This is a genomic window from Pseudomonas sp. Leaf129, from assembly GCF_001423465.1.
Classification (GTDB): domain Bacteria; phylum Pseudomonadota; class Gammaproteobacteria; order Pseudomonadales; family Pseudomonadaceae; genus Aquipseudomonas; species Aquipseudomonas coleopterorum.
The window spans coordinates 184,406-208,176 of record NZ_LMOC01000006.1 but is presented as its reverse complement, the minus strand read 5'-3'; the positions used below and the strand labels follow the sequence as shown (position 1 = coordinate 208,176).

Genomic DNA, 23,771 nt, shown 5'->3' with positions numbered 1-23,771 from the left:
GACCCCAAGGCTCGTCTATAACATTCGTCGCACTTGTCGGGCAGGGCCTAGCACTGGTGAAGAAGGTAGGGCAAAGCAAGCGGTTTGAAGGCTTGTTTGTCATCACCGACTGAAGCTCTGGATTTGTAATCTGCAAGGACTACAGACTCAAAAGCGCCCGTAGCTCAGCTGGATAGAGCATCCGCCTTCTAAGCGGATGGTCGCAGGTTCGAGTCCTGCCGGGTGCGCCATTAGGCAGCTTTGGCACAAGTAACGCAGTAAACGCAATATGGTGGGCGTAGCTCAGTTGGTAGAGCACAGGATTGTGACTCCTGTTGTCGTGGGTTCGATCCCCATCGTCCACCCCATATTCCGAAAGGCGCCCGATTCTTACAGATCCGGCGCCTTTGCTTTAAAAGCTACACGCGGACGTGGTGGAATTGGTAGACACACTGGATTTAGGTTCCAGCGCCGAAAGGTGTAAGAGTTCGAGTCTCTTCGTCCGCACCAACCAGAATGGCAAGGCCCAGGCCTGCCGCTCAACGTGAAAGCCGCCCTCGGGCGGCTTTTTCGTGTCTGCGATTTGGCGAGCGCTTCATCCGCTCAAGGCTTCACGCCTCCACCGGTTGGACCATGCTGAACGTGATGACATTGCCGTTCTGCTCCACACTCAGGTTGCCGCTGTGAGCCACCGCGATTGCCTGGGAGATGTACAGTCCGATCCCCAGGCCGTTCTTGTTGCGCAGGTTCTCGGCGCTGTGCGGCTTGAACGGCTGAAACAGCGTCGCCAGTCGCTCGGGCGCCACCGGAGTGGTCTGATTGAGCACGGACAATCGCGTGTTCTGCTGTTCGGTGCTCAAGCTGATCAGTACCGGTGTGTCGGGCGTGCCGTGGTAGCGAGCATTTCCCAGCAGGTTGGTGATGACCTGCGCGTAGCGATCCGGATCGACCATGGCGCGTACGTCGGGCTCGATGCGGGCTTCGATGGTCAGGCCGGGAAAAGCCACGGCGGTTTCGTTGACGATGCTTTCCACCAGTGCCGACAGATCGGTGTCCACCCGATTGACCATGATGCCGAGGCCCGACTGCAGGCGACTCATCTCCAGGATCTGGCTGATCAGCCGCTCCATGCGACCGCTGGAGTGGCTGATGTGCTTGCGCAGTTCGGTGTCGCGCGTCTCGTTCGAAGACAGCATGGCGGCGGCCATGGAAATGGACTGCAGCGGGTTGCGCAGATCGTGACCGAGCATGGCGATCAGGCGCTGGCGCATGCCATCGATCTCGCTGGCACGGCTCAGGCACAACTCGACCAGGTCACGCCGCAGCTTCTCGGCGATGGCGATGTCGGTATCCCCCCAGCTGGCCGAGCGTCCGCGCACCACTTCTTCCCAGGCTTCGAACGAGCCTCGGGGTGTCAGCCGGGCGCCCGAGGGCCCGACCTTGATGATCTTCTCCGGCTTGCCGCCCCAGCGCACGTTGTTGATTTCTTCCTTGCGCAGCCACATGACCCAGCCCGATTCCTGTCGGTGGAAGCGGACCGCCAGAATCCCGCAGTAGCCGCTGGTGTTGCGCTCGCTGGCCGAGCCTTGCCAATGTTCGGTATGGAACACCTCGAGGTTCGGGTCCTGTTCGACGTGTTCGAGCACCTGGCGGCACAGCGCGTCGAAATGCCCGTCGATGCTTTGGGTACGTCCCGACATCACCACTGCAGCACCATCGCAGGGAATCAGCGAGGCAATGTTGTCCGGATCACCCGCCAGGGCGCTGACCAGATCTTCGGAGTCGCGGGCCAGGGTCATGAGTCTCTGTTGCTGGTCGCTTGCCTGCTTCAGGGTCTGTGTGGCCAGGTTGTGTTCCAGTCGTTCGACCAGCGCGCTGCACACCTGCGAGATGACCTGGAACGACATGCGCAAGGGGTGAGCCATCGTCTTGGGCGACATGTGGTGGCAGGAGAACAGCCCCCACAGCTTGCCGCCCACGACGATGGAAACGCTCATCGAGGCGCGCACCCCCATGTTGGTGAGGTACTCGCAGTGGATCGGCGAAACGCTGCGCAGGGTGCTGAAACTGAGGTCGAAAGGCTGGCCGGTTCGCGGATCCAGTGACGGGGTCAGGGGCGCCGGCGCATAGGCCACGTCGGCGATCAGGCGAATCGGATTCTGTATATAAAGCAGGCGAGCCTGGGCAGGGATGTCCGAGGCCGGATAGCGCTGGCCCAGGTAGCTTTCGAGGTCTTCGCGATGAGCCTCGGCGATGACTTCGCCGGACAGGTCAGGACGAAAGCGATAGGCCATGACCCGGTCGTAGCTCGTCATGTTGCGGATTTCCTGGGTCACCCGGCTCAGCAGGGCATCGATGTCGTGGCGGTTCTGCATCTGGCTGATGATGCGCTGCGCGTACAGGGCGAACTGGCTGAAGGAGCCGCTGGCCGTACGACGCGGTTCGAATTCCAGATACAGGATCTGCAGATGGCGATGGGCAACCACGTCGAACAGGCGGCCGAGCAGCACGCTTTCGACACTGTTGGCCCAGTGATCGCTGCTGGCAAGCCCCTCGGCGATCAGTGCCAGGACATCGCCGCCCAGCAACTCGCCGTCCGGCGTGCTGCCCGGCAGTACATCCAGCCCGATGGTCGCCATCAGGTTGGCGCTGCGGCTCAATACGCGACCTTCGGCATCCAGCGCGATCAGTGCGCCATGAGGCTGGATCGCGCCCGGCCGATGGATGGGCTCGTCCTCGCAATTGGCGAGGGAAACCAGCGGCACGGGGTTTATGGCCATGAAGGTCCTGCGATGGTGGGCATTGTTACCGGAAACGACAGAATGGTCGTGCTCTCCGCATAGAGGTGCAAGGTAATGACTTTATCCGCTGACAGAATACCAGCGGGCCCATCATTGTCTTGCAAAAGTTGTCCGAGAGATCACTTTTCATCCCTGAACAGGCCTTGTTTTGCTGCCGTTGGACGGTTTCTGCAGCGACTTTCCGCGCATCCATGTGCATAGGGTGACTTCTTGAGTTCGAGCCACTAGAATGCTTGCCCTTGATCTGGGGTCGGAAATGGCCGGCTAACGTCTGTGCAACGAGGAAAATCCATGCAAGTTTCTGTTGAAAACACTTCCGCTCTCGAGCGCCGCATGACCATCGGTGTTCCCGCCGAGCGCATCGAGGCCGAAGTCAACAAGCGTCTGCAACAGACCGCCCGTAACGCCAAGATCCCGGGCTTCCGTCCAGGCAAGGTGCCTATGAGCGTCATCCGTCAGCGCTACGAGGCTGACGCGCGCCAGGAAGCTCTGGGCAACGTCATCCAGGCTTCCTTCTATGAAGCCGTGGTCGAGCACAAGCTCAACCCAGCCGGCGCACCCGCCGTCGAGCCTAAAGTGTTCGAGAAGGGCAAGGATCTGGAATACATCGCTACCTTCGAAGTGTTCCCCGAATTCGAAGTCGGCGCGTTCGACAGCATCGAAGTCGAGCGCCTGAGCGCCGACGTCGCCGACAGCGACCTGGACAACATGCTCGAAGTGCTGCGCAAGCAGAACGTGCGTTACGAGCAGGTCGAGCGCGCTGCCCAGACCGAAGATCAGTTGAACATCGACTTCGTCGGCAAGATCGAAGGCGAAGCGTTCTCCGGTGGTTCGGCCAGCGGTACCCAGCTGGTACTGGGTTCGGGCCGCATGATTCCCGGTTTCGAAGACGGTCTGGTCGGCGCCAAGGCCGGTGAAGAGAAGGTGCTGAACCTGAACTTCCCCGAGGACTACCAGAACCTCGAGCTGGCCGGCAAGGCCGCCGAGTTCACCGTCACCGTCAACAGCGTTTCCGAAGCCAAGCTGCCTGAACTGAACGAAGAGTTCTTCGGCCAGTTCGGCATCAAGGAAACCGGTCTCGACGGCTTCCGCGCCGAAGTTCGCAAGAACATGGAGCGCGAGCTGCGTCAGGCCATCAAGGCCAAGATCAAGAATCAGGTCATGGACGGTCTGGTGTCGACCAACCCGATCGAAGTGCCCAAGGCGCTGCTGGACAACGAAGTCGACCGTCTGCGCGTTCAAGCCGTGCAGCAGTTCGGTGGCAACATCAAACCCGACCAACTGCCTGCCGAGCTGTTTACCGAACAAGCCAAGCGCCGCGTCGTGCTGGGCCTGATCGTCGCCGAAGTGGTCAAGCAGAACGAGCTCAAGCCGGACGAAGCACGCGTGCGCGAGCTGATCCAGGAAATGGCCTCGGCCTACCAGGAGCCCGAGCAAGTTGTATCGTGGTACTACAAAAATGACGAGCAGCTGAACGAAGTCCGCTCGGTTGTGCTGGAAGAACAAGTTGTGGATACTGTTCTGCAGAAGGCTAAGGTGACCGATAAAGCGGTCTCTTACGAAGAAGCAGTCAAACCGGCGGAAGCAGCACAAGCCGACTGATTGTCCAACTCGTTGGAAATTCAACCACAAGCCAGCCTCGCGCTGGCTTGTGCGTTTTCAAGACATGACTATTTGGGAGTAACTGCAGAGCATGTTCCGTAATTCCTATATTCAGCAGAACTCTGATATCCAGGCCGCTGGCGGCCTGGTCCCGATGGTTGTCGAGCAATCCGCTCGTGGCGAACGCGCCTACGATATCTACTCGCGCCTGCTAAAGGAGCGAGTGATCTTTCTGGTTGGCCCGGTAGAGGACTACATGGCCAACCTGATCTGTGCGCAGCTGCTGTTCCTTGAGGCGGAAAATCCGGACAAGGACATCCATCTCTACATCAACTCCCCAGGCGGTTCGGTCACTGCAGGCATGTCGATCTACGACACCATGCAGTTTATCAAGCCGAACGTGTCGACCACCTGCATTGGCCAAGCCTGCAGCATGGGTGCATTCCTGCTGACCGCCGGTGCCGAAGGCAAGCGTTTCTGCCTGCCGAACTCACGCGTGATGATTCACCAGCCACTGGGCGGCTTCCAGGGTCAGGCGTCGGACATCGAAATCCATGCCAAGGAAATCCTGTTTATCCGTGAGCGTCTCAACGCGCTGATGGCCAAGCACAGCGGGCGCACTCTGGAAGAAATCGAGCGCGACACCAACCGCGACAACTTCATGAGTGCCGAAGCTGCGCAAGCCTATGGCCTGATCGACAAAGTGATTGACCGTCGCCCCGCTTAACATGAGCCGCTCAAAATAGGGCTGGTTGGCATGCCCGACCATTGCCGGGCTTGAAAAAGCCCGCAATAGCCTTCATCTTGTGTTGCAAGCCTATCGGATTTGGATCGATCGAATGACTGACACCCGCAACGGCGAGGACAACGGCAACAAGCTGCTCTATTGCTCCTTCTGTGGCAAAAGCCAGCATGAAGTGCGCAAATTGATTGCCGGCCCCTCGGTCTTTATCTGCGACGAGTGCGTCGACCTGTGCAACGACATCATCCGCGAGGAGGTGCAGGAAGCCCAGGCCGAGAGCAGCGCGCATAAATTGCCCTCGCCCAAAGAAATAAGCGGCATCCTGGATCAGTATGTGATTGGCCAGGAGCGCGCCAAGAAGGTTCTCGCGGTAGCGGTGTACAACCACTACAAGCGCTTGAACCAGCGTGACAAGAAGAATGACGACGTGGAGCTCGGCAAGAGCAACATCCTGCTGATCGGCCCGACCGGTTCGGGCAAGACGCTGCTGGCCGAAACCCTGGCTCGCCTGCTCAACGTCCCGTTCACCATCGCCGATGCCACCACCCTGACCGAAGCCGGTTACGTGGGTGAGGACGTCGAGAACATCATTCAGAAGCTGCTGCAGAAGTGCGACTACGATGTCGAGAAGGCCCAGATGGGCATCGTCTACATCGACGAAATCGACAAGATTTCGCGCAAGTCGGACAACCCGTCCATTACTCGTGACGTTTCGGGCGAAGGCGTGCAGCAGGCGCTGTTGAAGCTGATCGAGGGCACCGTTGCCTCGGTACCGCCTCAGGGTGGTCGCAAGCATCCTCAACAGGAGTTTCTGCAGGTCGACACGCGCAACATCCTGTTCATCTGCGGTGGCGCATTCTCCGGCCTGGAGAAGGTCATCCAGAATCGCTCCACCCAGGGCGGTATCGGTTTCGGTGCCCAGGTGCGCAGTAAGCAGGAAGGCAAGAAGGTTGGCGAGTCGCTGCGCGAAGTCGAACCCGATGACCTGGTCAAATTCGGTTTGATTCCCGAGTTCGTCGGTCGTCTGCCGGTGCTGGCCACCCTGGACGAGCTGGACGAAGCGGCACTGATCCAGATTCTCACCGAACCCAAGAACGCGCTCACCAAGCAATACGGCAAGCTGTTCGAAATGGAAGGTGTGGATCTCGAGTTCCGTACCGACGCGTTGAAATCGGTTGCCCGTCGCGCGCTCGAGCGCAAGACCGGTGCCCGTGGCCTGCGTTCGATCCTGGAAGGCATTCTGCTCGACACCATGTACGAGATTCCTTCGCAGACGGATGTCAGCAAAGTGGTCATCGACGAAAGCGTGATCGAAGGGACGTCCAAGCCGCTGTTGATCTACGAAAACAGCGAGCCGCCGGCGAAGGCTGCACCCGACGCCTGATCAAAAATCTGAGCTGAAACAAGGAAGGGGCCTACGGGCCCTTTTCGTTTTTCAGACAGCGAACTTGTTTTTTGCCGGGCAAGCCCCCACATTGAAGGCATGTTCAATTCCATCTGTTTACGGCCTTCGGGGCCGCTGTAGAGGCGAAATCATGAAGACAACCATCGAATTGCCTCTCCTGCCATTGCGCGATGTCGTCGTCTATCCGCACATGGTTATCCCGCTGTTTGTGGGTCGTGAGAAGTCCATCGAAGCCCTCGAGGCGGCGATGTCGGGCGAAAAGCAGATCCTTTTGCTCGCGCAGAAGAATCCCGCCGATGACGATCCAGGTGAAGACGCCTTGTACCGTGTCGGCACTGTCGCCACCGTCCTGCAGTTGCTCAAACTGCCCGATGGCACTGTCAAGGTGCTGGTCGAAGGCGAGCAGCGCGGCAGTGTCGAGCAGTTCCTGGAGATCGACGGCCACGTGCGTGCCGAAGTGCAGTTGATCGACGAGGTCGACGCTCCGGATCGCGAGTCTGAAGTGTTCGTGCGCACCTTGCTGGGCCAGTTCGAGCAGTACGTGCAGCTGGGCAAGAAGGTTCCGGCCGAAGTACTGTCCTCGCTCAACAGCATCGATGAGCCCGGTCGCCTGGTCGACACCATGGCCGCGCACATGGCGCTGAAGATCGAACAGAAGCAGGAAATACTCGAAATCATCGAACTGCCTGCGCGTGTCGAGCATGTGCTGGCCCTGCTGGATGCCGAGATCGACCTGCTGCAGGTTGAGAAGCGCATTCGCGGACGGGTCAAGAAGCAGATGGAGCGCAGCCAGCGCGAGTACTATCTGAACGAGCAGATGAAGGCCATTCAGAAAGAGCTGGGCGACGGTGAGGAAGGGCACAACGAAGTCGAAGAGCTGAAAAAGCGCATCGATGCGGCGGGCCTGCCCAAGGACGCCCTGGCCAAGGCCACGGCTGAGTTGAACAAGCTCAAGCAGATGTCGCCGATGTCGGCGGAAGCGACCGTGGTGCGCACCTACATCGACTGGCTGGTGCAGGTGCCATGGCAGGCGCAGAGTAAGGTGCGTCTGGACCTGGCGCGCGCTGAAAGCATCCTCGATGCCGACCACTACGGTCTGGAAGAGGTCAAGGAACGTATCCTTGAATACCTCGCCGTGCAGAAGCGGGTGAAGAAGATCCGCGGTCCGGTGCTGTGCCTGGTAGGGCCGCCGGGTGTGGGCAAGACTTCGCTGGCCGAATCCATCGCTCATGCCACCAACCGCAAGTTCGTGCGCATGGCCCTGGGTGGCGTGCGTGACGAGGCCGAGATTCGGGGTCACCGTCGCACCTACATCGGCTCGATGCCCGGTCGCCTTATCCAGAAGATGACCAAGGTGGGCGTTCGCAACCCGCTGTTCCTGCTCGACGAGATCGACAAGATGGGCAGCGACATGCGCGGCGATCCGGCCTCGGCGTTGCTGGAGGTGCTGGATCCGGAGCAGAACCACAACTTCAACGACCATTACCTGGAAGTGGATTACGACCTTTCGGACGTGATGTTCCTGTGCACCTCGAACTCGATGAACATCCCGCCGGCGCTGCTCGACCGCATGGAAGTCATCCGTCTTCCGGGCTACACCGAAGACGAGAAGATCAATATCGCGATCAAGTACCTGTCGCCCAAGCAGATCGAAGCCAACGGCCTGAAGAAGACCGAGGTCGAGATCGAGGTCGATGCGATTCGCGACATCATCCGTTACTACACCCGCGAGGCGGGCGTGCGTGGACTGGAACGTCAGATTGCCAAGATCTGCCGCAAGGTGGTGAAAGAGCATGCGCACCTGAAGAAATTCACGGTCAAGGTCACGCCCGATTCGCTGGATCACCTGCTGGGCGTGCGCAAGTTCCGCTACGGTCTGGCCGAGCAGCAGGATCAGGTCGGTCAGGTCACCGGCCTTGCGTGGACTCAAGTGGGCGGTGAGTTGCTGACCATCGAAGCGGCAGTCATCCCAGGCAAGGGCCAGTTGATCAAGACCGGTTCGCTGGGTGACGTGATGGTCGAATCCATCACTGCGGCGCAGACGGTGGTGCGCAGCCGTGCCAAGAGCCTGGGAATCGCCGCGGACTTCCACGAGAAGCACGACACGCACATCCACATGCCCGAAGGTGCGACCCCCAAGGATGGCCCGAGCGCCGGTGTCGGCATGTGCACCGCACTGGTCTCGGCGCTCACCCAGATTCCGGTACGCGCCGATGTCGCCATGACCGGCGAAATCACCTTGCGTGGCCAGGTATTGGCCATCGGCGGGCTGAAGGAGAAGTTGCTGGCGGCCCATCGTGGTGGAATCAAGACGGTAATCATCCCTGAAGAAAACGTGCGCGATCTCAAGGAAATTCCCGACAATATCAAGCAGGATCTGCAGATTAAACCTGTTAAATGGATTGACGAAGTCCTGCAAATTGCGCTGCAATACGCGCCGGAGCCCTTGCCCGATGTGGCTCCCGAGATTGTCGCCAAGGATGAGACACGCGATACGGATTCCAAGGAACGAATCAGCACGCATTGAGCCTTGATTTGACTGGGTGGCTTTCTTGACAGCTTTTTTGAGCCCTTGTTATAAAGCGGCACTTGCTGTGTCGACAGCCACCCGGCGCACGTTTCACCACATACTTAGAAACAACTCAAAATATCGATATAAGGGGACTTATAGTGAACAAGTCGGAACTGATTGACGCAATCGCCGCATCTGCTGATATCTCCAAAGCTACAGCTGGCAAGGCGCTGGACGCCGTGATCGAATCCGTGACGGGTGCCCTGAAATCCGGTGATTCGGTTGTGTTGGTAGGTTTCGGTACGTTCTCCGTGACTGATCGCCCGGCGCGTACCGGTCGCAACCCGCAAACCGGCAAGGCCCTGGAAATCGCGGCTGCCAAGAAGCCCAGCTTCAAAGCCGGTAAAGCCCTGAAAGAAGCTGTCAACTAAGCTTCGGCCACGCCTTTGCTACCTGCTGCCAGGCAATGCCGGCAACAGGAGTGGAGCTGAGCAAGCTCCGCGAGTTACGAGAAGGCGCATCCTCGGATGCGCCTTTCTTCTATCCGGATTCCTATTACTCTCCGCGGTCGCTCTATCTGTACGGCCGTTTTCGGGGGATGCATGCTGCAGAACATCAGGGATAACTCCCAGGGCTGGATTGCCAAGACCATCATCGGTTTGATCATCGTCTTGATGGCGCTGACCGGTTTCGACGCGATCTTCCAGGCCGCCAGCCATAGCCAGGACGCTGCAAAGGTCAACGGTGACGAGATCACCTTGAACGAACTCAGTCAGGCGACCGAGATGCAACGTCGCCAACTGATGCAACAGCTGGGCAAGGATTTCGATCCAGCCCTGCTCGACGACAAGATGCTGCGCGAAGCGGCCCTCAAGGGCCTGATCGATCGCAAGCTGCTGCTGCAAGGTGCCCATGACGCCAAGTTCGCCTTCTCCGAAGGTGCGCTCGACCAGATCATGCTGCAGACGCCTGAGTTCCAGGTCGACGGCAAGTTCAGCGCCGAACGCTTCGACCAGGTCATTCGCCAGATGGGCTACGGCCGTCTGCAGTTCCGTCAGATGCTCTCCGAAGAGATGCTCATCGGCCAGCTGCGTGCCGGCCTGGCGGGCAGCAGCTTCGTGACCGACGAGCAGGTTGCCGCGTTCGCTCGCCTCGAGAAGCAGACCCGTGATTTCGCTTCGCTGACGTTCAAGGCAGACCCGTCGGCGACCAAGGTCACCGACGACGAGGTCAAGGCGCATTACGACGAACACGCCAAGGAGTTCATGAGCCCTGATCAGGTGGTCATCGACTACGTCGAGCTGAAGAAGTCTTCGTTCTTCGACCAGGTCACCGTGAAGGACGAGGATCTTCAGGACGCCTACCAGAAAGAGATCGCCAACCTGTCCGAGCAGCGTCGTGCCGCGCACATTCTGATCGAGGTCAATGACAAACTCGATGACGCGCAGGCCAAGGCCAAGATCGAGGAAGTGCAGGCACGTCTGGAGAAGGGTGAGGACTTTGCCAAGCTGGCCAAGGAAGTCTCCCAGGATCCAGGCTCGGCCAGCAATGGCGGTGACCTCGGTTTCGCCGGCAATGGCGTGTACGACCCGGCGTTCGAAACCGCGCTCAATGCCCTGAGCAAGGGCCAGGTTTCGGCGCCGGTGCGCACCGATTTCGGCTGGCACCTGATCAAGCTTGAAGACGTGCAGGCTCCGGACGTACCGACCTTCGCCAGCCTCAAGGCCAAGCTGACCAGCGACCTGAAGACTCAGGAAGTTGAACAGCGCTTCGTGACCGCCACCAAGCAACTGGAAGACTCGGCGTTCGAAGCCTCTGACCTGGGGCAGCCTGCGCAGGAGTTGGGCCTCAAGGTCCACACGTCCGAGCCGTTCGGCAAGGAAGGCGGCAGCCAGGGCGTGACTGCCAGCCGTGCCGTGGTGCAGGCCGCATTCAGCCCTGAAGTGCTGGAGGAGGGTTCCAACAGCGCTGCGCTGGAGCTGGACCCGGAAACCATGGTTGTGGTCCGCGTGAAGGAGCATCGCAAGCCTGAGCAACTGCCGCTGGAAGCCGTGGCCGGACCGATTCGTGCCGAGCTGGCCAGGCAGCACGCCGCAGCCCAGATGAAGGCCAAGGGCGAAGCGCTGCTGGCCGGTCTGCGCGACGGCAAGGTGCCGCTGGCGGCCAGTCAGGAAGGTCAGTCCTGGAAAGTGCTGGAAGCGGTCAGCCGCGGCCAGGACGGCATCGAGCCGGCCGAGCTGCAGGCACTGTTCCGTATGCCCAAGCCGCAGGCCAAGGACAAGCCCGAGTTCAGCAGCGTGACGCTGAAGGACGGTAGCTTCGTGGTTCTGCGCCTGGACGGCGTGAACGAAGCTGCAGCGCCGAGCGATGAAGAGAAGACCCAGTACCGCCGCTTCCTGGCGTCGCGCATGGGGCAGCAGGATTTCGCGGCGTACCGCAAGCTGCTGGAAACCAAGGCGGACATCACCAAGTATTGAGGTGATGGATGTTTGAACAAAAGGCCGCGTATGCGGCCTTTTGTTTTTTGGTGAATTCAAGGGCCTCTTCGCGGGCAGAGCCCGCTCCCACATGTCACCACTACTCCTTGCGCCACCGATAAACCGAGCGATAAAAAAACGCCGCTGAAATCAGCGGCGTTTCTTCAACCGACCGAAGCCAGCTTACTCTTCGATATCACCCATGGCGGTGGTGTTGAAGCCGCCGTCCACGTACATGATTTCACCGCTGATGCCCGACGCCAGGTCGGAGCACAGGAACGCGCCGGCGTTGCCGACTTCGTCGATGGTGACGTTGCGACGCAGCGGGGTCTGCGCTTCGTTGGCGGCCAGCATCTTGCGGAAGTTCTTGATGCCCGAGGCTGCCAGGGTGCGGATCGGACCGGCCGATACGGCGTTGACGCGGGTGCCTTCCGGGCCCAGGGAACCGGCCAGGTAGCGCACGCCGGCTTCCAGCGAAGCCTTGGCCATGCCCATGACGTTGTAGTTGGGCATGGTGCGCTCGGCGCCCAGGTACGACAGGGTCAGCAGGCTGCCGTTGCGGCCTTTCATCATTTCGCGACCGGCCTTGGCCAGGGCCACGAAGCTGTAGGCGCTGATGTCGTGAGCGATGCGGAAGCCTTCGCGGGTGGTGGCCTGGGTGAAGTCGCCATCGAGCTGGTCGCCCGGGGCGAAGCCGACGGAGTGAACGATGACGTCCAGGCCGTCCCACTTCTTGCTCAGGGCTTCGAAGACCGAGGCGATTTCAGCATCGCTGGCCACATCGCAAGGGAAGCACAGATCGGCGCTGGAGCCCCAGCCTGCGGCGAATTCCTCGACGCGGCCCTTGAGCTTTTCGTTCTGGTAGGTGAAGGCAAGTTCAGCACCCTCGCGATGCATGGCGGCAGCGATGCCGGATGCGATGGACAGTTTGCTGGCGACACCGACGATCAGGACGCGCTTACCGGCGAGAAAACCCATGTGTTGTTCCTCTTCAGGTTAATCGACAGCCGTTGGGGCCAAAAAGGCTGCTTCCAACAGCTGCTGTGTATAAGGGTGCTGCGGCGCGGCAAAGATATCCCGCGCCGCCCCTTGTTCGACGACCTGACCGTGTCTGATCACCATCAACTGGTGGCTCAGCGCTTTGACTACCGCCAGATCATGGCTGATAAACAAATAGGTCAGGTTGTATTTCAGTTGCAGTGAACGCAACAGCTCCACTACCTGGCGTTGAACGGTGCGGTCGAGCGCCGATGTGGGCTCGTCCAGCAGGATCAACGCCGGCTTCAAAACCAAGGCCCGGGCAATGGCGATACGTTGCCGCTGCCCGCCGGAGAACTCGTGAGGGTAACGATGCCGGGTCTGTGGGTCCAGCCCAACCTCTTCGAGCGCGGCAATGATAGCCTGTTCCTGCTCGGCTTCGTTGCCGATCTTGTGTATTCGAAGGCCTTCGCCGACGATCTGGCTCACGCTCATCCGTGGGCTGAGGCTGCCGAAGGGGTCCTGGAACACCACCTGCATCTGCTTGCGCAGCGGGCGCACCTGCTGCTGGGGCAGGCCGTCCAGGGCCTCACCCTGAAAGCGGATCGAACCACGGCTGGCGATCAAGCGCATGATGGCCAGGCCCAGCGTCGACTTGCCCGAGCCACTTTCGCCGACGATGCCCAGGGTCTGACCACGGGGCAGCTTGAACTGGATGCCATCGACGGCCTTGACGTGATCCACGGTGCGCCCCAGAAACCCCTTTTTGATGGGAAACCAGACGCGTAGGTCGTCGACCGACAGAATCGGCTCGCCGATCCGGGTTGCCGCAGGCGCTCCGCTGGGTTCGGCCCCCAGCAGCACCTGTGTGTACGGATGCTGTGGTGCACGAAACAATTCTTCGCAGCTAGCCTGTTCGACGATGCGACCGCGCTGCATGACACATACCCGGTGTGCAATTCTCTTCACCAGGTTCAGGTCGTGGCTGATCAGCAGCAGGGCCATGCCCAGTCGGGCCTGCAGTTCCTTGAGCAATTCGAGGATCTTCAGCTGCACCGTCACGTCGAGCGCGGTCGTGGGCTCGTCGGCGATCAGCAATTCAGGTTCGTTGGCCAGGGCCATGGCGATCATCACGCGTTGACGCTGGCCACCTGACAATTCGTGGGGTAATGCCTTGAGCCGTTTTTGCGGTTCGCCGATGCCGACCAGTTCCAGCAATTGCAGGGTGCGCTGGGTGGCGGCTGCTCCGGTCAGCCCTTTGTGCAGAGCGAGCACTTCGCCGATCTGCTTGCCGATGTTGTGCAGCGGGTTGAGCGAGCTCATCGGCTCCTGGAAGATCATCGCAATACGATTGCCGCGAATCTGCCTGAGCTGTTTTTCCGGCAGCGTGAGCAAATCGCGACCGTTGTAGACAATGGTGCCGCTGGGGTGCTGGGCGAGCGGGTAGGGCAGCAGGCGCAGGATGGAGTGCGCCGTCACCGATTTGCCCGAGCCACTTTCGCCCACCAGCGCCAAGGTTTCGCCCCGGCGGATATCGAAGCTGATGTTTTCGACCACGCGTTGGCGGCTCTCACCGGCGACGAACTCGACGGCCAGGTCGCGGACCTCGATCAGATTGTCCTGGCGCATGTCATTTCCTCGGGTCGAAGGCGTCACGGGCGGATTCGCCGATGAACACCAGCAGGCTGAGCATCAGGGCCAGCACGGTGAAGGCGCTGATGCCCAGCCAGGGCGCTTGCAGGTTGGACTTGCCCTGGGCCACCAGCTCGCCCAGCGACGGTGAGCCGGCAGGCAGGCCGAAGCCGAGAAAATCCAGCGCGGTCAGGGTGCCGATCGCACCGGTGAGGATGAACGGCATGAAGGTCATGGTCGAAACCATGGCGTTGGGCAGGATATGGCGAAACATGATGGCGCCGTTCTGCATGCCCAGCGCGCGGGCGGCGCGCACGTATTCCAGGTTGCGGCCACGCAGGAACTCGGCGCGGACCACGTCCACCAGGCTCATCCAGGAAAACAGCAGCATGATGCCCAGCAGCCACCAGAAATTGGGCTGCACGAAGCTGGCCAGGATGATCAGCAGGTACAGCACCGGCAGGCCGGACCAGATTTCCAGAAAACGCTGGCCGGCCAGGTCCACCCAACCGCCATAGAAGCCTTGCAACGCCCCGGCGATCACCCCGATGACCGAGCTGGCGATGGTCAGGGTCAGGGCGAACAACACCGAAATGCGAAAGCCGTAGATCACCCGCGCGAGCACGTCGCGGCCCTGGTCGTCGGTGCCCAGCCAGTTCTGCGCGGACGGCGGCGCCGGTGCCGGTACGCTGAGGTCGTAGTTGATGCTCTGGTAGCTGAACGGAATCGGCGCCCACAGCGTCCAGCTCTGCTTGGCCGCCAGTAGCTCACGGATGTAGGGGCTCTTGTAGTTGGCTTCCAGGGGAAACTCGCCGCCGAAGGTGGTTTCCGGATAGCGCTTGAAGGCAGGGAAATACCATTCGCCGTCGTAGCGCACGGCGAGCGGTTTGTCGTTGGCGATCAGTTCGGCACCCAGGCTCAGGCCGAACAGCACCAGGAACAGCCACAGCGACCACCAGCCACGTTTGTTCGCCTTGAACCGCTCGAAGCGGCGTCGGTTGAGGGGAGACAGGTTCATCTCAGTGCTCCCGGTTGCCAAAGTCGATGCGTGGATCGACCAGGGTGTAGGTAAGGTCGCCGATCAGTTTCACTACCAGCCCCAACAAGGTAAAGATGAACAGGGTGCCGAACACCACCGGGTAGTCGCGGTTGATCGCCGCCTCGAAGCTCATCAGGCCCAGACCGTCGAGGGAAAAGATCACCTCCACCAGCAGGGAGCCGGTGAAGAAGATCCCGATGAAGGCCGAGGGGAAGCCGGCGATCACCAGCAACATCGCGTTGCGGAACACATGGCCGTACAGCACGCGATGATTGCTCAGGCCCTTGGCCTTGGCGGTGACCACGTATTGCTTGCCGATTTCGTCGAGGAAGCTGTTCTTGGTCAGCAGCGTCATGGTGGCGAAGTGGCCGATGACCAGCGCGCTGACCGGCAGCACCAGGTGCCAGAAGTAATCGAGTACCTTGCCGCCCCAGCTCAGCTCCTCGAAATTGTTGGAGGTCAGGCCGCGCAGTGGGAACCAGTCCAGGTAGCTGCCGCCGGCGAACATCACGATCAACAGGATGGCGAACAGGAACGCGGGAATGGCGTAGCCGATGATGATCGCCGAGCTGGTCCAGACGTCGAAATGGCTGCCGTGGCGGGTGGCCTTGGCGATGCCCAGGGGGATCGACACCAGGTACATGATCAAGGTGCTCCACAGGCCCAGCGAGATCGACACCGGCATCTTTTCCACGATCAGATCGATGACCTTGGCGTCGCGGAAAAAGCTGCTGCCGAAGTCCAGCCGCGCGTAGTTCTTGATCATGATCCACAGGCGTTCGGGGGCCGGCTTGTCGAAGCCGTACATCTTCTCGATTTCCTGCACCAGGGCCGGATCCAGGCCCTGTGCACCGCGGTAACTGGAACCGGCGACCGCCACTTCGGCGCCGCCACCGGCGATCCGGTTGGTGGCGCCGTCGAACCCCTCCAGCTTGGCGATCATCTGTTCCACCGGCCCGCCGGGCGCGGCTTGGATGATGGCGAAATTGATGATCAGGATCCCCAATAGCGTGGGGATGATCAGCAGCAGTCGGCGCAGGATGTAGGCCAGCATCTTATGGCGTCCCTGAAGGCGTGGTGGTGACCGCAGGTGTGGCCTGGGGCTTGCTCCACCAGGTTTCCACGCCGATGTCGTAGCGCGGCGTGATGGCGGGGTGGCCGATGTGGTTCCAGTACGCCACGCGCCAGGTCTTGATGTGCCAGTTGGGGACCACGTAGTGGCCCCAGAGCAATACCCGGTCCAGGGCGCGGGTGTGGTCGATCAGGTCCTGGCGCGAGGAGGCATTGATCAGGCTCTCCACCAGGCTGTCGATGGCCGGGTCCTTGAGCCCCATGAAATTGCGGCTGCCCGGCTTGTCGGCACTGGAGCTGGCCCAGTACTCGCGCTGCTCGTTGCCGGGCGAGGTGGACTGGGCGAAGCTGCCGACCATCATGTCGAAGTCGCTTGAGCGCACCCGAGTGACGTATTGCGAGACATCGACACGCCGGATCACAAGTTCGATGCCCAGATCCGCCAGGTTGCGCTTGTAGGGCAGCAGCACACGGTCGAAGTCGGCCTGGGTCAGCAGGAACTCGATCTTCACCGGTGTGCCCTGGGCATCCACCATCTTGTCGTCGACGATGCGCCAGCCGGCCTCCTGCAGCAGTTTGTAGGCTTGGCGTTGCTGCTCGCGCAGCATGCCGCTGGCGTCGGTGACCGGGTTGCTGAACGGCGTATCGAAGACGCGTTCGGGAATCTGTCCGCGCAGCGGTTCGAGGATGTTCAGTTCGGCCGGGCTGGGCAGGCCGGAAGCCGCCATCTCGGAGTTCTCGAAATAGCTGTCGGTGCGCAGGTAGGCGCCGTTGAACAGTTGCTTGTTGGTCCACTCGAAATCGAACACCAACGCCAGGGCCTCGCGCACGCGCACGTCCTGGAACAGCGGCTTGCGCAGGTTGAAGACGAAGCCCTGCATGCCGGTCGGGTTGCCGTTGGGGATTTCCTCGCGCAACAGCCGTCTCTCGCGAACCGCCGGGATGTCGTAGGCGGTGGCCCAGTTCTTCGCACTGCTTTCCAGCCAGAAGTCGAATTGTCCGGCCTTGCCGGCTTGCAGGGCCACGGTGCTGTCGCGGTAGTACTCGATATCGAGCACATCGAAGTTGAACAGCCCGCGGTTCATCGGCAGGTCGCGTGCCCAGTAGTCCTTGACCCGCTCGTAGCGTATCGAGCGCCCCGCCTTGACCTCGACGACCTTGTAGGGGCCGCTGCCCAGAGGGATGTCCAGGCTGCCCTTGGTGAAGTCCCGCCCCTGCCAGAAATGCTTGGGCAGTACCGGCAGTTGACCGAGGATCAGCGGCAATTCCCGGTTGTTGCTGTGCTTGAACGTGAACAGCACCCGCAGCGGGTCTTCGGCGACGACATCGGCGACATCGGCGTAGTAGCCTCGGTAGAGCGGCGAGCCGCTTTGCATCAGGGTCTGAAAACTGAACACGACGTCTTCGGCGCGCATGGGCTGACCATCGTGGAAACGCGCCTCGGGACGCAGGTAGAAGCGCACCCAACTGTTGTCCGGAGCTTTCTCGATGCGGCCGGCCACCAGACCGTACTCGGTGAAGGGCTCGTCCAGACTCCGCCGCGCCAGGGTGTCGTAGATCAGGTCTATGTCGTCGGCGGGCACGCCCTTGCTGATGAAGGGGTTGAGGCTGTCGAAGCTGCCCACGCCTTTCTGGCGAAAGGTACCGCCCTTGGGGGCGTCGGGGTTCACGTAGTCATAGTGCTTGAAGTCCGCAGGGTACTTGGGCGCTTCGTCGTACAGCGTGAGTGCATGCTGCGGCGCGGCATGCGCCACGCTGGCGGCGATGCACAGCGTGACAGCGCTCAGGGCCTTGCTCAGGGCACGTAAGGGCATCATCGAATCTTCTCCGTAGGCTTGATCCACCAGGCACTCAGGCCCAGGGTGTACGGCGGGGTGGTGACGAAGGCCAACCGGCTGCGGTACGCCAGGCGGTGGTAGTCCAGGTACCAGTTGGCAACCATGTAGTGCTGCGACAGCAGCACGCGGTCGAGCGCCCTGGCGGCGGCCACCTGGTCGTCGCGGCTCTGGGCGGCGAGCAGCTGTTCGAGCAGACGGTCGACCACCGGGTTGGCGATGCCCGCATAATTCTTGCTGCCGCGCACGGCGGCCTGGCTGGAGTGAAAGTACTGCCATTGCTCGAGCCCCGGACTCAGGGTCTGCGGCAGGGTCAGCGAGATCATGTCGAAATCGAACTGGTCCAGGCGCTGCTTGTACTGTGCGCGGTCCACGCTGCGCAGGTTGGCCTGCACGCCGATGCTGGCCAGGTTGGCGACATAGGGGCCCAGGATGCGCTCCAGATTGGAATTGACCAGCAGGATCTCCAGGCGCAGCGGCTGCCCCGCGGCATTGCGCAGGCGGTCGCCCTGCAACGTCCAGCCGGCCTCGCCAAGCAGGTGCAGGGCCTGGCGCAGCGTGGCCCGGAGAATGCCGTTGCCGTCGGTGGCGGGCATGCTTGGCGCCTCAAGGAACAACGCCGGGCTCAGCGCGCTTCTGTACGCCGACAACAGCAGACGTTCCTTGCCGCTGGGCAGGCCGGTGGCGGCGAATTCACTGTTGGGGTAGTAGCTTTCGGTGCGCCGATAGGCGCCGCTGAACAGGGCGCGGTTGGTCCATTCGAAATCCAGCAGCAGGCCCAGCGCCTCGCGCACGCGTGGATCACTGTAGGCCGGGCGACGGGTATTGAAGAACAGGCCCTGGGTCTGCGTCGGGATCTTGTGGGGGATCTGCGCCTTGATCACGTCGCCGCGGCGCACGGCTGGAAAGTCGTAGCCGTTGGTCCAGTTCTTGGCCTGGTGTTCGATGTAGATGTCGAACTCGCCCGCCTTGAACGCTTCGAAGGCTACGTCGCTGTCTCGGTAGAACTCTACTTCCATGCGGTCGAAGTTGTACTTGCCGCGATTGACCGGCAGGTCCTTGCCCCACCAGTTTCGATCCCGCTCCAGCACCAGCCTTCTGCCCGGCACCACCTGGGTGATCCGATACGGGCCGCTGTTCACCGGCACCTCGAAGGTGGTGGCCTGGAAGTCCCGACCTTGCCAGTAGTGCTTGGGCAGGATCGGCAACTCGCCCAGGCGCAGGATCAGCAGCGGGTTGCCCGAACGCTTGAACACGAAGCGGATCCGCGTCGGGCTCAGCACATCGACCCGCAGCACTTCCTGCAGGTTGGTCCGGTACATCGGATGACCCTGGCTCAACAGCGTTCGGTAGGAGAACGCCACGTCCGCGGTGGTGATCGGATGGCCATCGTTGAAGCGCGCCTGCGGCCTGAGGTTGAACACGACCCAGCTGCGGCTTTCGTTGTATTCCACCGATTGGGCGATGAGGCCGTAGCTGGAAGTGGGTTCATCACCCGAAGGCGCGTATTGCCCGGTGCCGACCATCAACGGCTCGTTGAGCTCGTTGATGCCGTACTGCAGGAAGTTGGCGGTCTGGACCGGGCTGATGCCCTTGAAGGTATAGGGGTTGAGCGTGTCGAAGGTGCCGAAGGCCATCGTGCGCAAGGTGCCGCCCTTGGGAGCGTCGGCGTTGACCCAATCGAAGTGGCTAAAGCGAGCCGGGTATTTGAGCGATCCGAATTGCGCATAGCCATGGCTCTGGGTGATCGTCGCGTTGGCACAGGTGCTCAACGCAAGGCCCAGCAGGCTGAGAAGGAGGGGACGCATCAATTCATGAATCCGAACCGGTCGGCAATGACTTTGTTGCGCTTACAGTAACAGTTTGTCTCAGCAGGAAGAAGAGTGGTGATGGCATGCGGCCGTCCCTGCAACGTCCGCCAGAGCGGATCGTTGCGGGGTCAGGCGCACTCAGCGACGGTTCAGGTAGACCGTGAGGGTCTGGCCGGGCTTGAGCGCGTGTCCGCTGCGCGGATTCCAGCGCTTGAGGTGCTGCATCTCGACGTTGAAGCGCTTGGCGACCAAGTACAGTGAATCACCCTTGCGCACCTTGTAGGTGGTGGTTTTCTGCGCATCGCTGGCGGCCGACCCGGCCTTGGCTACCATGCGACCTTTGGCTTGCGTCTCGGCCTGCATTACCAGGGTCTGCCCGACCTTGAGGTTCTTGCCGGTCAGGCGGTTCCAGCGCTGCAGGTCGCGGGTGTCGACCTTGTTCGCCTTGGCGATCGACGCCAGGTTGTCGCCGCGGCGCACGGTGTACGACTTGGGTCGGCTGGGCTGTACCACCGCCACTTCGTCGAAGACACGCTGGGCAGGGGCCAGGGTCAGCAGTTCTTCGGGCTTCATGTTCGACAGGCTGGCGGTCAGCAATTGCGCCTTGGCCGTGGGCACCAGCAGGTGCTGGGTGGGCTCCATGGTCACGCGCTTCTTGAACGCCGGATTGAGCTGGAACATTTCGTCTTCGTCGATGCCGGCCAGTGCTGCGACACGGGACAGGTCGACGCGCTGGTTGACCTCCACCACATCGAAGTAAGGCTGGTTGGCGATCGGGTTGAGGTTGACGCCGTAGGCCTGGGGCGACTGCACCAGTTCGGCCAGGGCTAGCAGCTTGGGCACGTAGTCACGGGTTTCCTGCGGCAGTGGCAGGTTCCAGTAATCGGTGGGCAGGCCCAGTTTCTCGTTGCGCTCCATGGCGCGGCTGACCGTACCTTCGCCGGCGTTGTAGGCTGCCAGGGCCAGCAGCCAGTCGCCGTTGAACATCTCGTGCAGCTTGCTCAGGTAGTCCAATGCCGCGCCGGTGGAGGCGGTGACATCGCGACGGCCGTCGTAGAAGTTGGTCTGGCGCAGGTTGAAGTAGCGACCCGTGGAGGGGATGAACTGCCACAGCCCGGAGGCATCGGAGCGCGAGTAGGCCATGGGGTTGAACGCGCTTTCGATGACCGGCAGCAAGGCCAGCTCCAACGGCATGTCGCGTTCTTCCAGTCGCTCGACGATATAGTGCATGTACAGGCTGCCGCGACCGCTGGCGCTTTCCAGGAACGACGGGTTGCTGACGAACCACAGGCGCTGCTGCTCGACGCGCGGGTTCATGGCGATGCTGTCTTGCAGCTGGAAACCGTCGCGGATGCGCTCCCACACATCGTGCGGGGCCTTCTTGGCCTGGGCCTGGTTGACGAAGATCGGCTTGGGCCGCACGTGGGCGGTCAGCGCGTGGGGGCGGGCGTCCTGGCCAGTGCCTGAAGAGACGCTCGCCGTGCTTTGGCAACCGGCCAGACCGGCGCACAGGGTGACCGCGACAGCTTGGGCCAGTCGCGTCAATGCGTCGGACTTGAGGGTTGTGCGTATGGATGACGACATTGGCTGGAGGATAGTTCCGCGCGAAAATGTCGGGCGATTCTAGAAAGTGACCGAAGGTCGGTCAACCTTTGAGAAATTTCCGACACAAATCAGCGGCCTTCAGAACTTATCTTTCCAACTACGTAAGGTTGCGAACACCGCCTGCGCCGTGCCATGAGCCGTTCCGGCCCGTTCGTCCGCTTTTTGTTTAACGGATGTTTCAGCGACCCGCAGAAAAGGATTGGTGCGCTTTTCCAGGCCGATCGAAGTGGGCAGGGTGATAGCGTTTCGCTCACGCAACGCGGTGACCTCTTGCAGCCGCTGAACGATGTCGGGATTGCCGGGCTCCACCGCCACGGCGAATTTCAGGTTGCTCAGGGTGTACTCGTGGGCACTGTAGACCTGAGTGTCGTCGGGCAGTTGGGCCAGGCGCGACAGAGAGGCGTGCATCTGCTGCGGCGTGCCCTCGAACAGGCGACCGCAGCCGGCGGCGAACAGTGTATCGCCCGGAAACAGCAGGGGCTGGGTATCGCTGGCGTGATAGAAGGCGATATGGCCTGCCGTGTGCCCCGGTACGTCGTGCACCTGCAGGTGGAGGCCGAGCACGTCCAAGGTGTCGCCGTCGTGCAGCGCGCGGTCGCAGGCCGGTATCGATTCCTGGGCGGGCCCGCTGACCTGGGCACCGGTGCGGCGCTTGAGCGCTCCGACGCCGCCCACATGGTCATTGTGGTGATGGGTGATGAGGATCTCGGTCAGGCGCATGTCGGGGTGGGCGTCCAGCCATCGCTCGACCGGCCCGGCATCGCCCGGATCCACCACTGCACATTCGCCCGCCGCAGTGTCTTGTAACAACCAGATGTAGTTGTCGGAGAAAGCGTTCAGCGCTTGAATCTGTATCATGGCTCGGTTCGCTTGATTTCGATTAATGGTCCATCTTAGTGCCGCGTCGGCATTAGGTGAACCTCAGCGTGGGAGATCGTCATGACCGATACCGCCTTTGCCCAGGCCGACCCACAGTGGCTGGACCTGATCGGCCAGGCCCGCGAGTGGTTCGCCGGGCCGCATGGCCAGTTGCTGCTGCGTGAGGAGCAGCGCCTGCTCGAGGAAGAGCTGGCGCGTTTCTTCGGTGGCTACCTGGTGCACTACGGCCCCAGCGCCGAGCCGCCACCGGTGGCCGGGCAGATCCACCGCAACGTGCGCATGGGCGCGCCGTTTCCTGGAGTCGAGATCGTCTGCGAGGAACAGGCCTGGCCTCTGGGTGAACACGCCGCCGACGTCGTAGTGCTTCAGCACGGGCTGGATTTCAGTCTGTCGCCCCATGGCCTGCTGCGCGAGGCGGCCAGCGCGGTACGGCCAGGCGGGCACCTGCTGATCGTCGGCATCAACCCGTGGAGCGCGTGGGGCGCACGGCGGGTGTTCGCCAAGGACGCCCTGCACAAGGCCCGCTGTTTCTCCGCCTCGCGGGTCGCCGACTGGCTGAACCTGCTGGGCTTCGGGCTGGAGAAACGCCGGTTCGGGTGTTATCGTCCGCCGCTTGCTTCGCCCAGCTGGCAGGCGCGTCTCGCCGGTCTGGAGCGGGTTGCCGGCAAGTGGCAGAGCGGTGGCGGTGGCTTCTATATATTGGTCGCGCGCAAGATGGTGGTGGGGCTGCGGCCACTGGTGCAGCAACGCCGCGAGCCCATGGGCAAGCTGTTGCCGCTGCCGATGGCCAAAGTCAACCGAGACAATCCGAACATCGATGGAAAAGCCTGATGAGTGACACTGTGGAAATCTTCACCGACGGCGCCTGCAAGGGCAATCCCGGCCCGGGTGGCTGGGGTGCGTTGCTGGTGTGCAAGGGCGTGGAGAAAGAGTTGTGGGGCGGCGAAAGCACCACCACCAACAACCGCATGGAGCTGACCGCCGCCATTCGCGGCCTGCAGGAACTCAAGCGTGGCTGCAGCGTGCTGCTGGTGACCGACTCCGAATACGTGATGAAAGGCATCAACGAGTGGATGGTCAACTGGAAGAAACGCGGTTGGAAGACCGCCGCCAAGCAGCCGGTCAAGAACGCCGACCTTTGGCAGCAGCTCGATGAACAGGTCAACCGCCATGAAGTGAAATGGCAGTGGGTCCGCGGGCACAATGGCCATCCGGGCAACGAGCGCGCCGATGACCTGGCCAACCGCGGGGTCGATGAAGTGCGGGGGATGCGTCAGGCGTAGCCAGGCAGCCGGTCAGGTAGCCCGAGGCAGGTCGCTGGGAGCGCCTGCCGTGCTGTGCTAGAGTTTCACCGCCCGCGGTTCGATCTTCTCGAACCGACAGTTATCCGTTTTACCCCCGAT

17 protein-coding genes and 3 tRNA genes are annotated in these 23,771 nt (G+C 61.5%); 11 read left to right on the top strand and 9 right to left on the bottom strand.

Annotated features, from left to right (window positions below; translation table 11 throughout):
• Positions 1 to 153: 153 nt before the first annotated feature.
• The 3 genes from ASF66_RS08995 to ASF66_RS08985 all read left to right on the top strand — a co-directional run bounded on the left by ASF66_RS08995 (position 154) and on the right by ASF66_RS08985 (position 489).
• Positions 154 to 230: transfer RNA gene (locus tag ASF66_RS08995), tRNA-Arg, on the top strand.
• Between the two features lie 41 nt (positions 231 to 271).
• A tRNA-His gene (locus ASF66_RS08990) sits at positions 272 to 347 on the top strand.
• 57 nt (positions 348 to 404) lie between these two features.
• Positions 405 to 489, top strand: a tRNA-Leu gene (locus ASF66_RS08985).
• A gap of 101 nt (positions 490 to 590) precedes the next feature.
• Here the strand turns inward: ASF66_RS08985 and ASF66_RS08980 are convergent.
• Positions 591 to 2,759 carry a GAF domain-containing protein gene (locus tag ASF66_RS08980; protein WP_056843583.1) on the bottom strand — a complete coding sequence of 723 codons (2,169 nt, stop codon included), beginning with the start codon at positions 2,757 to 2,759 and terminating at the stop codon, positions 591 to 593.
• A 312-nt stretch (positions 2,760 to 3,071) separates the two neighbouring features.
• Between ASF66_RS08980 and tig the strand changes: the two genes are divergently transcribed.
• The 6 genes from tig to ASF66_RS08950 all read left to right on the top strand — a co-directional run bounded on the left by tig (position 3,072) and on the right by ASF66_RS08950 (position 11,518).
• Entirely contained in the window at positions 3,072 to 4,382 is a 1,311-nt protein-coding gene (gene tig, locus ASF66_RS08975) for a trigger factor (RefSeq protein ID WP_049858851.1), read from the top strand.
• Positions 4,383 to 4,473: 91 nt separating this feature from the next.
• Positions 4,474 to 5,109: an ATP-dependent Clp endopeptidase proteolytic subunit ClpP gene (clpP, locus tag ASF66_RS08970; protein WP_049858850.1), complete on the top strand. Its 636-nt coding sequence runs from the start codon at positions 4,474 to 4,476 to the stop codon at positions 5,107 to 5,109.
• A gap of 112 nt (positions 5,110 to 5,221) precedes the next feature.
• Positions 5,222 to 6,508, top strand: a complete 1,287-nt coding sequence (gene clpX, locus ASF66_RS08965) for an ATP-dependent Clp protease ATP-binding subunit ClpX (protein WP_056843582.1) — start codon at positions 5,222 to 5,224, stop codon at positions 6,506 to 6,508.
• Between the two features lie 151 nt (positions 6,509 to 6,659).
• On the top strand, positions 6,660 to 9,056 hold the full coding sequence (gene lon / locus ASF66_RS08960; RefSeq protein ID WP_056843581.1) for an endopeptidase La: 2,397 nt from the start codon (positions 6,660 to 6,662) through the stop codon (positions 9,054 to 9,056).
• A 143-nt stretch (positions 9,057 to 9,199) separates the two neighbouring features.
• Positions 9,200 to 9,472 carry an HU family DNA-binding protein gene (locus ASF66_RS08955; protein WP_049858847.1) on the top strand — a complete coding sequence of 91 codons (273 nt, stop codon included), beginning with the start codon at positions 9,200 to 9,202 and terminating at the stop codon, positions 9,470 to 9,472.
• Between the two features lie 171 nt (positions 9,473 to 9,643).
• On the top strand, positions 9,644 to 11,518 hold the full coding sequence (locus tag ASF66_RS08950) for a SurA N-terminal domain-containing protein (RefSeq protein ID WP_056843580.1): 1,875 nt from the start codon (positions 9,644 to 9,646) through the stop codon (positions 11,516 to 11,518).
• Between the two features lie 183 nt (positions 11,519 to 11,701).
• Here ASF66_RS08950 and fabI read toward each other — a convergent pair whose 3' ends face one another.
• From fabI to gloB, 8 genes are all read right to left on the bottom strand, one after another.
• On the bottom strand, positions 11,702 to 12,496 hold the full coding sequence (fabI, locus tag ASF66_RS08945; RefSeq protein ID WP_043185915.1) for an enoyl-ACP reductase FabI: 795 nt from the start codon (positions 12,494 to 12,496) through the stop codon (positions 11,702 to 11,704).
• An 18-nt stretch (positions 12,497 to 12,514) separates the two neighbouring features.
• The gene (locus tag ASF66_RS08940; protein WP_056843579.1) at positions 12,515 to 14,125 is read right to left on the bottom strand and encodes an ABC transporter ATP-binding protein; all 1,611 of its coding nucleotides are present in this window, start codon (positions 14,123 to 14,125) and stop codon (positions 12,515 to 12,517) included.
• Position 14,126: 1 nt separating this feature from the next.
• Complete coding sequence (locus tag ASF66_RS08935; protein ID WP_049858843.1) at positions 14,127 to 15,146, bottom strand: ABC transporter permease; 1,020 nt, start codon at positions 15,144 to 15,146, stop codon at positions 14,127 to 14,129.
• A 1-nt stretch (position 15,147) separates the two neighbouring features.
• Entirely contained in the window at positions 15,148 to 16,221 is a 1,074-nt protein-coding gene (locus ASF66_RS08930; RefSeq protein ID WP_056843578.1) for a microcin C ABC transporter permease YejB, read from the bottom strand.
• Position 16,222: 1 nt separating this feature from the next.
• Positions 16,223 to 18,055 (bottom strand): extracellular solute-binding protein, encoded by a 1,833-nt coding sequence (locus ASF66_RS08925; protein WP_056843577.1) that lies wholly within the window; start codon positions 18,053 to 18,055, stop codon positions 16,223 to 16,225.
• The gene (locus ASF66_RS08920) at positions 18,052 to 19,884 is read right to left on the bottom strand and encodes an extracellular solute-binding protein (protein ID WP_056843576.1); all 1,833 of its coding nucleotides are present in this window, start codon (positions 19,882 to 19,884) and stop codon (positions 18,052 to 18,054) included. Before ASF66_RS08920 ends, ASF66_RS08925 begins: the two co-directional genes overlap by 4 nt.
• Positions 19,885 to 20,022: 138 nt before the next feature.
• Positions 20,023 to 21,468 (bottom strand): lytic transglycosylase domain-containing protein, encoded by a 1,446-nt coding sequence (locus ASF66_RS08915; RefSeq protein WP_056843575.1) that lies wholly within the window; start codon positions 21,466 to 21,468, stop codon positions 20,023 to 20,025.
• A gap of 99 nt (positions 21,469 to 21,567) precedes the next feature.
• Entirely contained in the window at positions 21,568 to 22,347 is a 780-nt protein-coding gene (gloB, locus tag ASF66_RS08910) for a hydroxyacylglutathione hydrolase (protein WP_056843574.1), read from the bottom strand.
• Positions 22,348 to 22,428: 81 nt separating this feature from the next.
• Here gloB and ASF66_RS08905 point away from each other — a divergent pair, with 81 nt between their 5' ends.
• Both ASF66_RS08905 and rnhA read left to right on the top strand, forming a co-directional pair.
• Positions 22,429 to 23,199 carry a methyltransferase domain-containing protein gene (locus tag ASF66_RS08905; protein ID WP_049858837.1) on the top strand — a complete coding sequence of 257 codons (771 nt, stop codon included), beginning with the start codon at positions 22,429 to 22,431 and terminating at the stop codon, positions 23,197 to 23,199.
• Positions 23,199 to 23,651, top strand: coding sequence for a ribonuclease HI (rnhA, locus tag ASF66_RS08900; protein ID WP_043185945.1), 453 nt, complete (start codon positions 23,199 to 23,201; stop codon positions 23,649 to 23,651). Before ASF66_RS08905 ends, rnhA begins: the two co-directional genes overlap by 1 nt.
• The last annotated feature ends 120 nt before the right edge of the window (positions 23,652 to 23,771 follow it).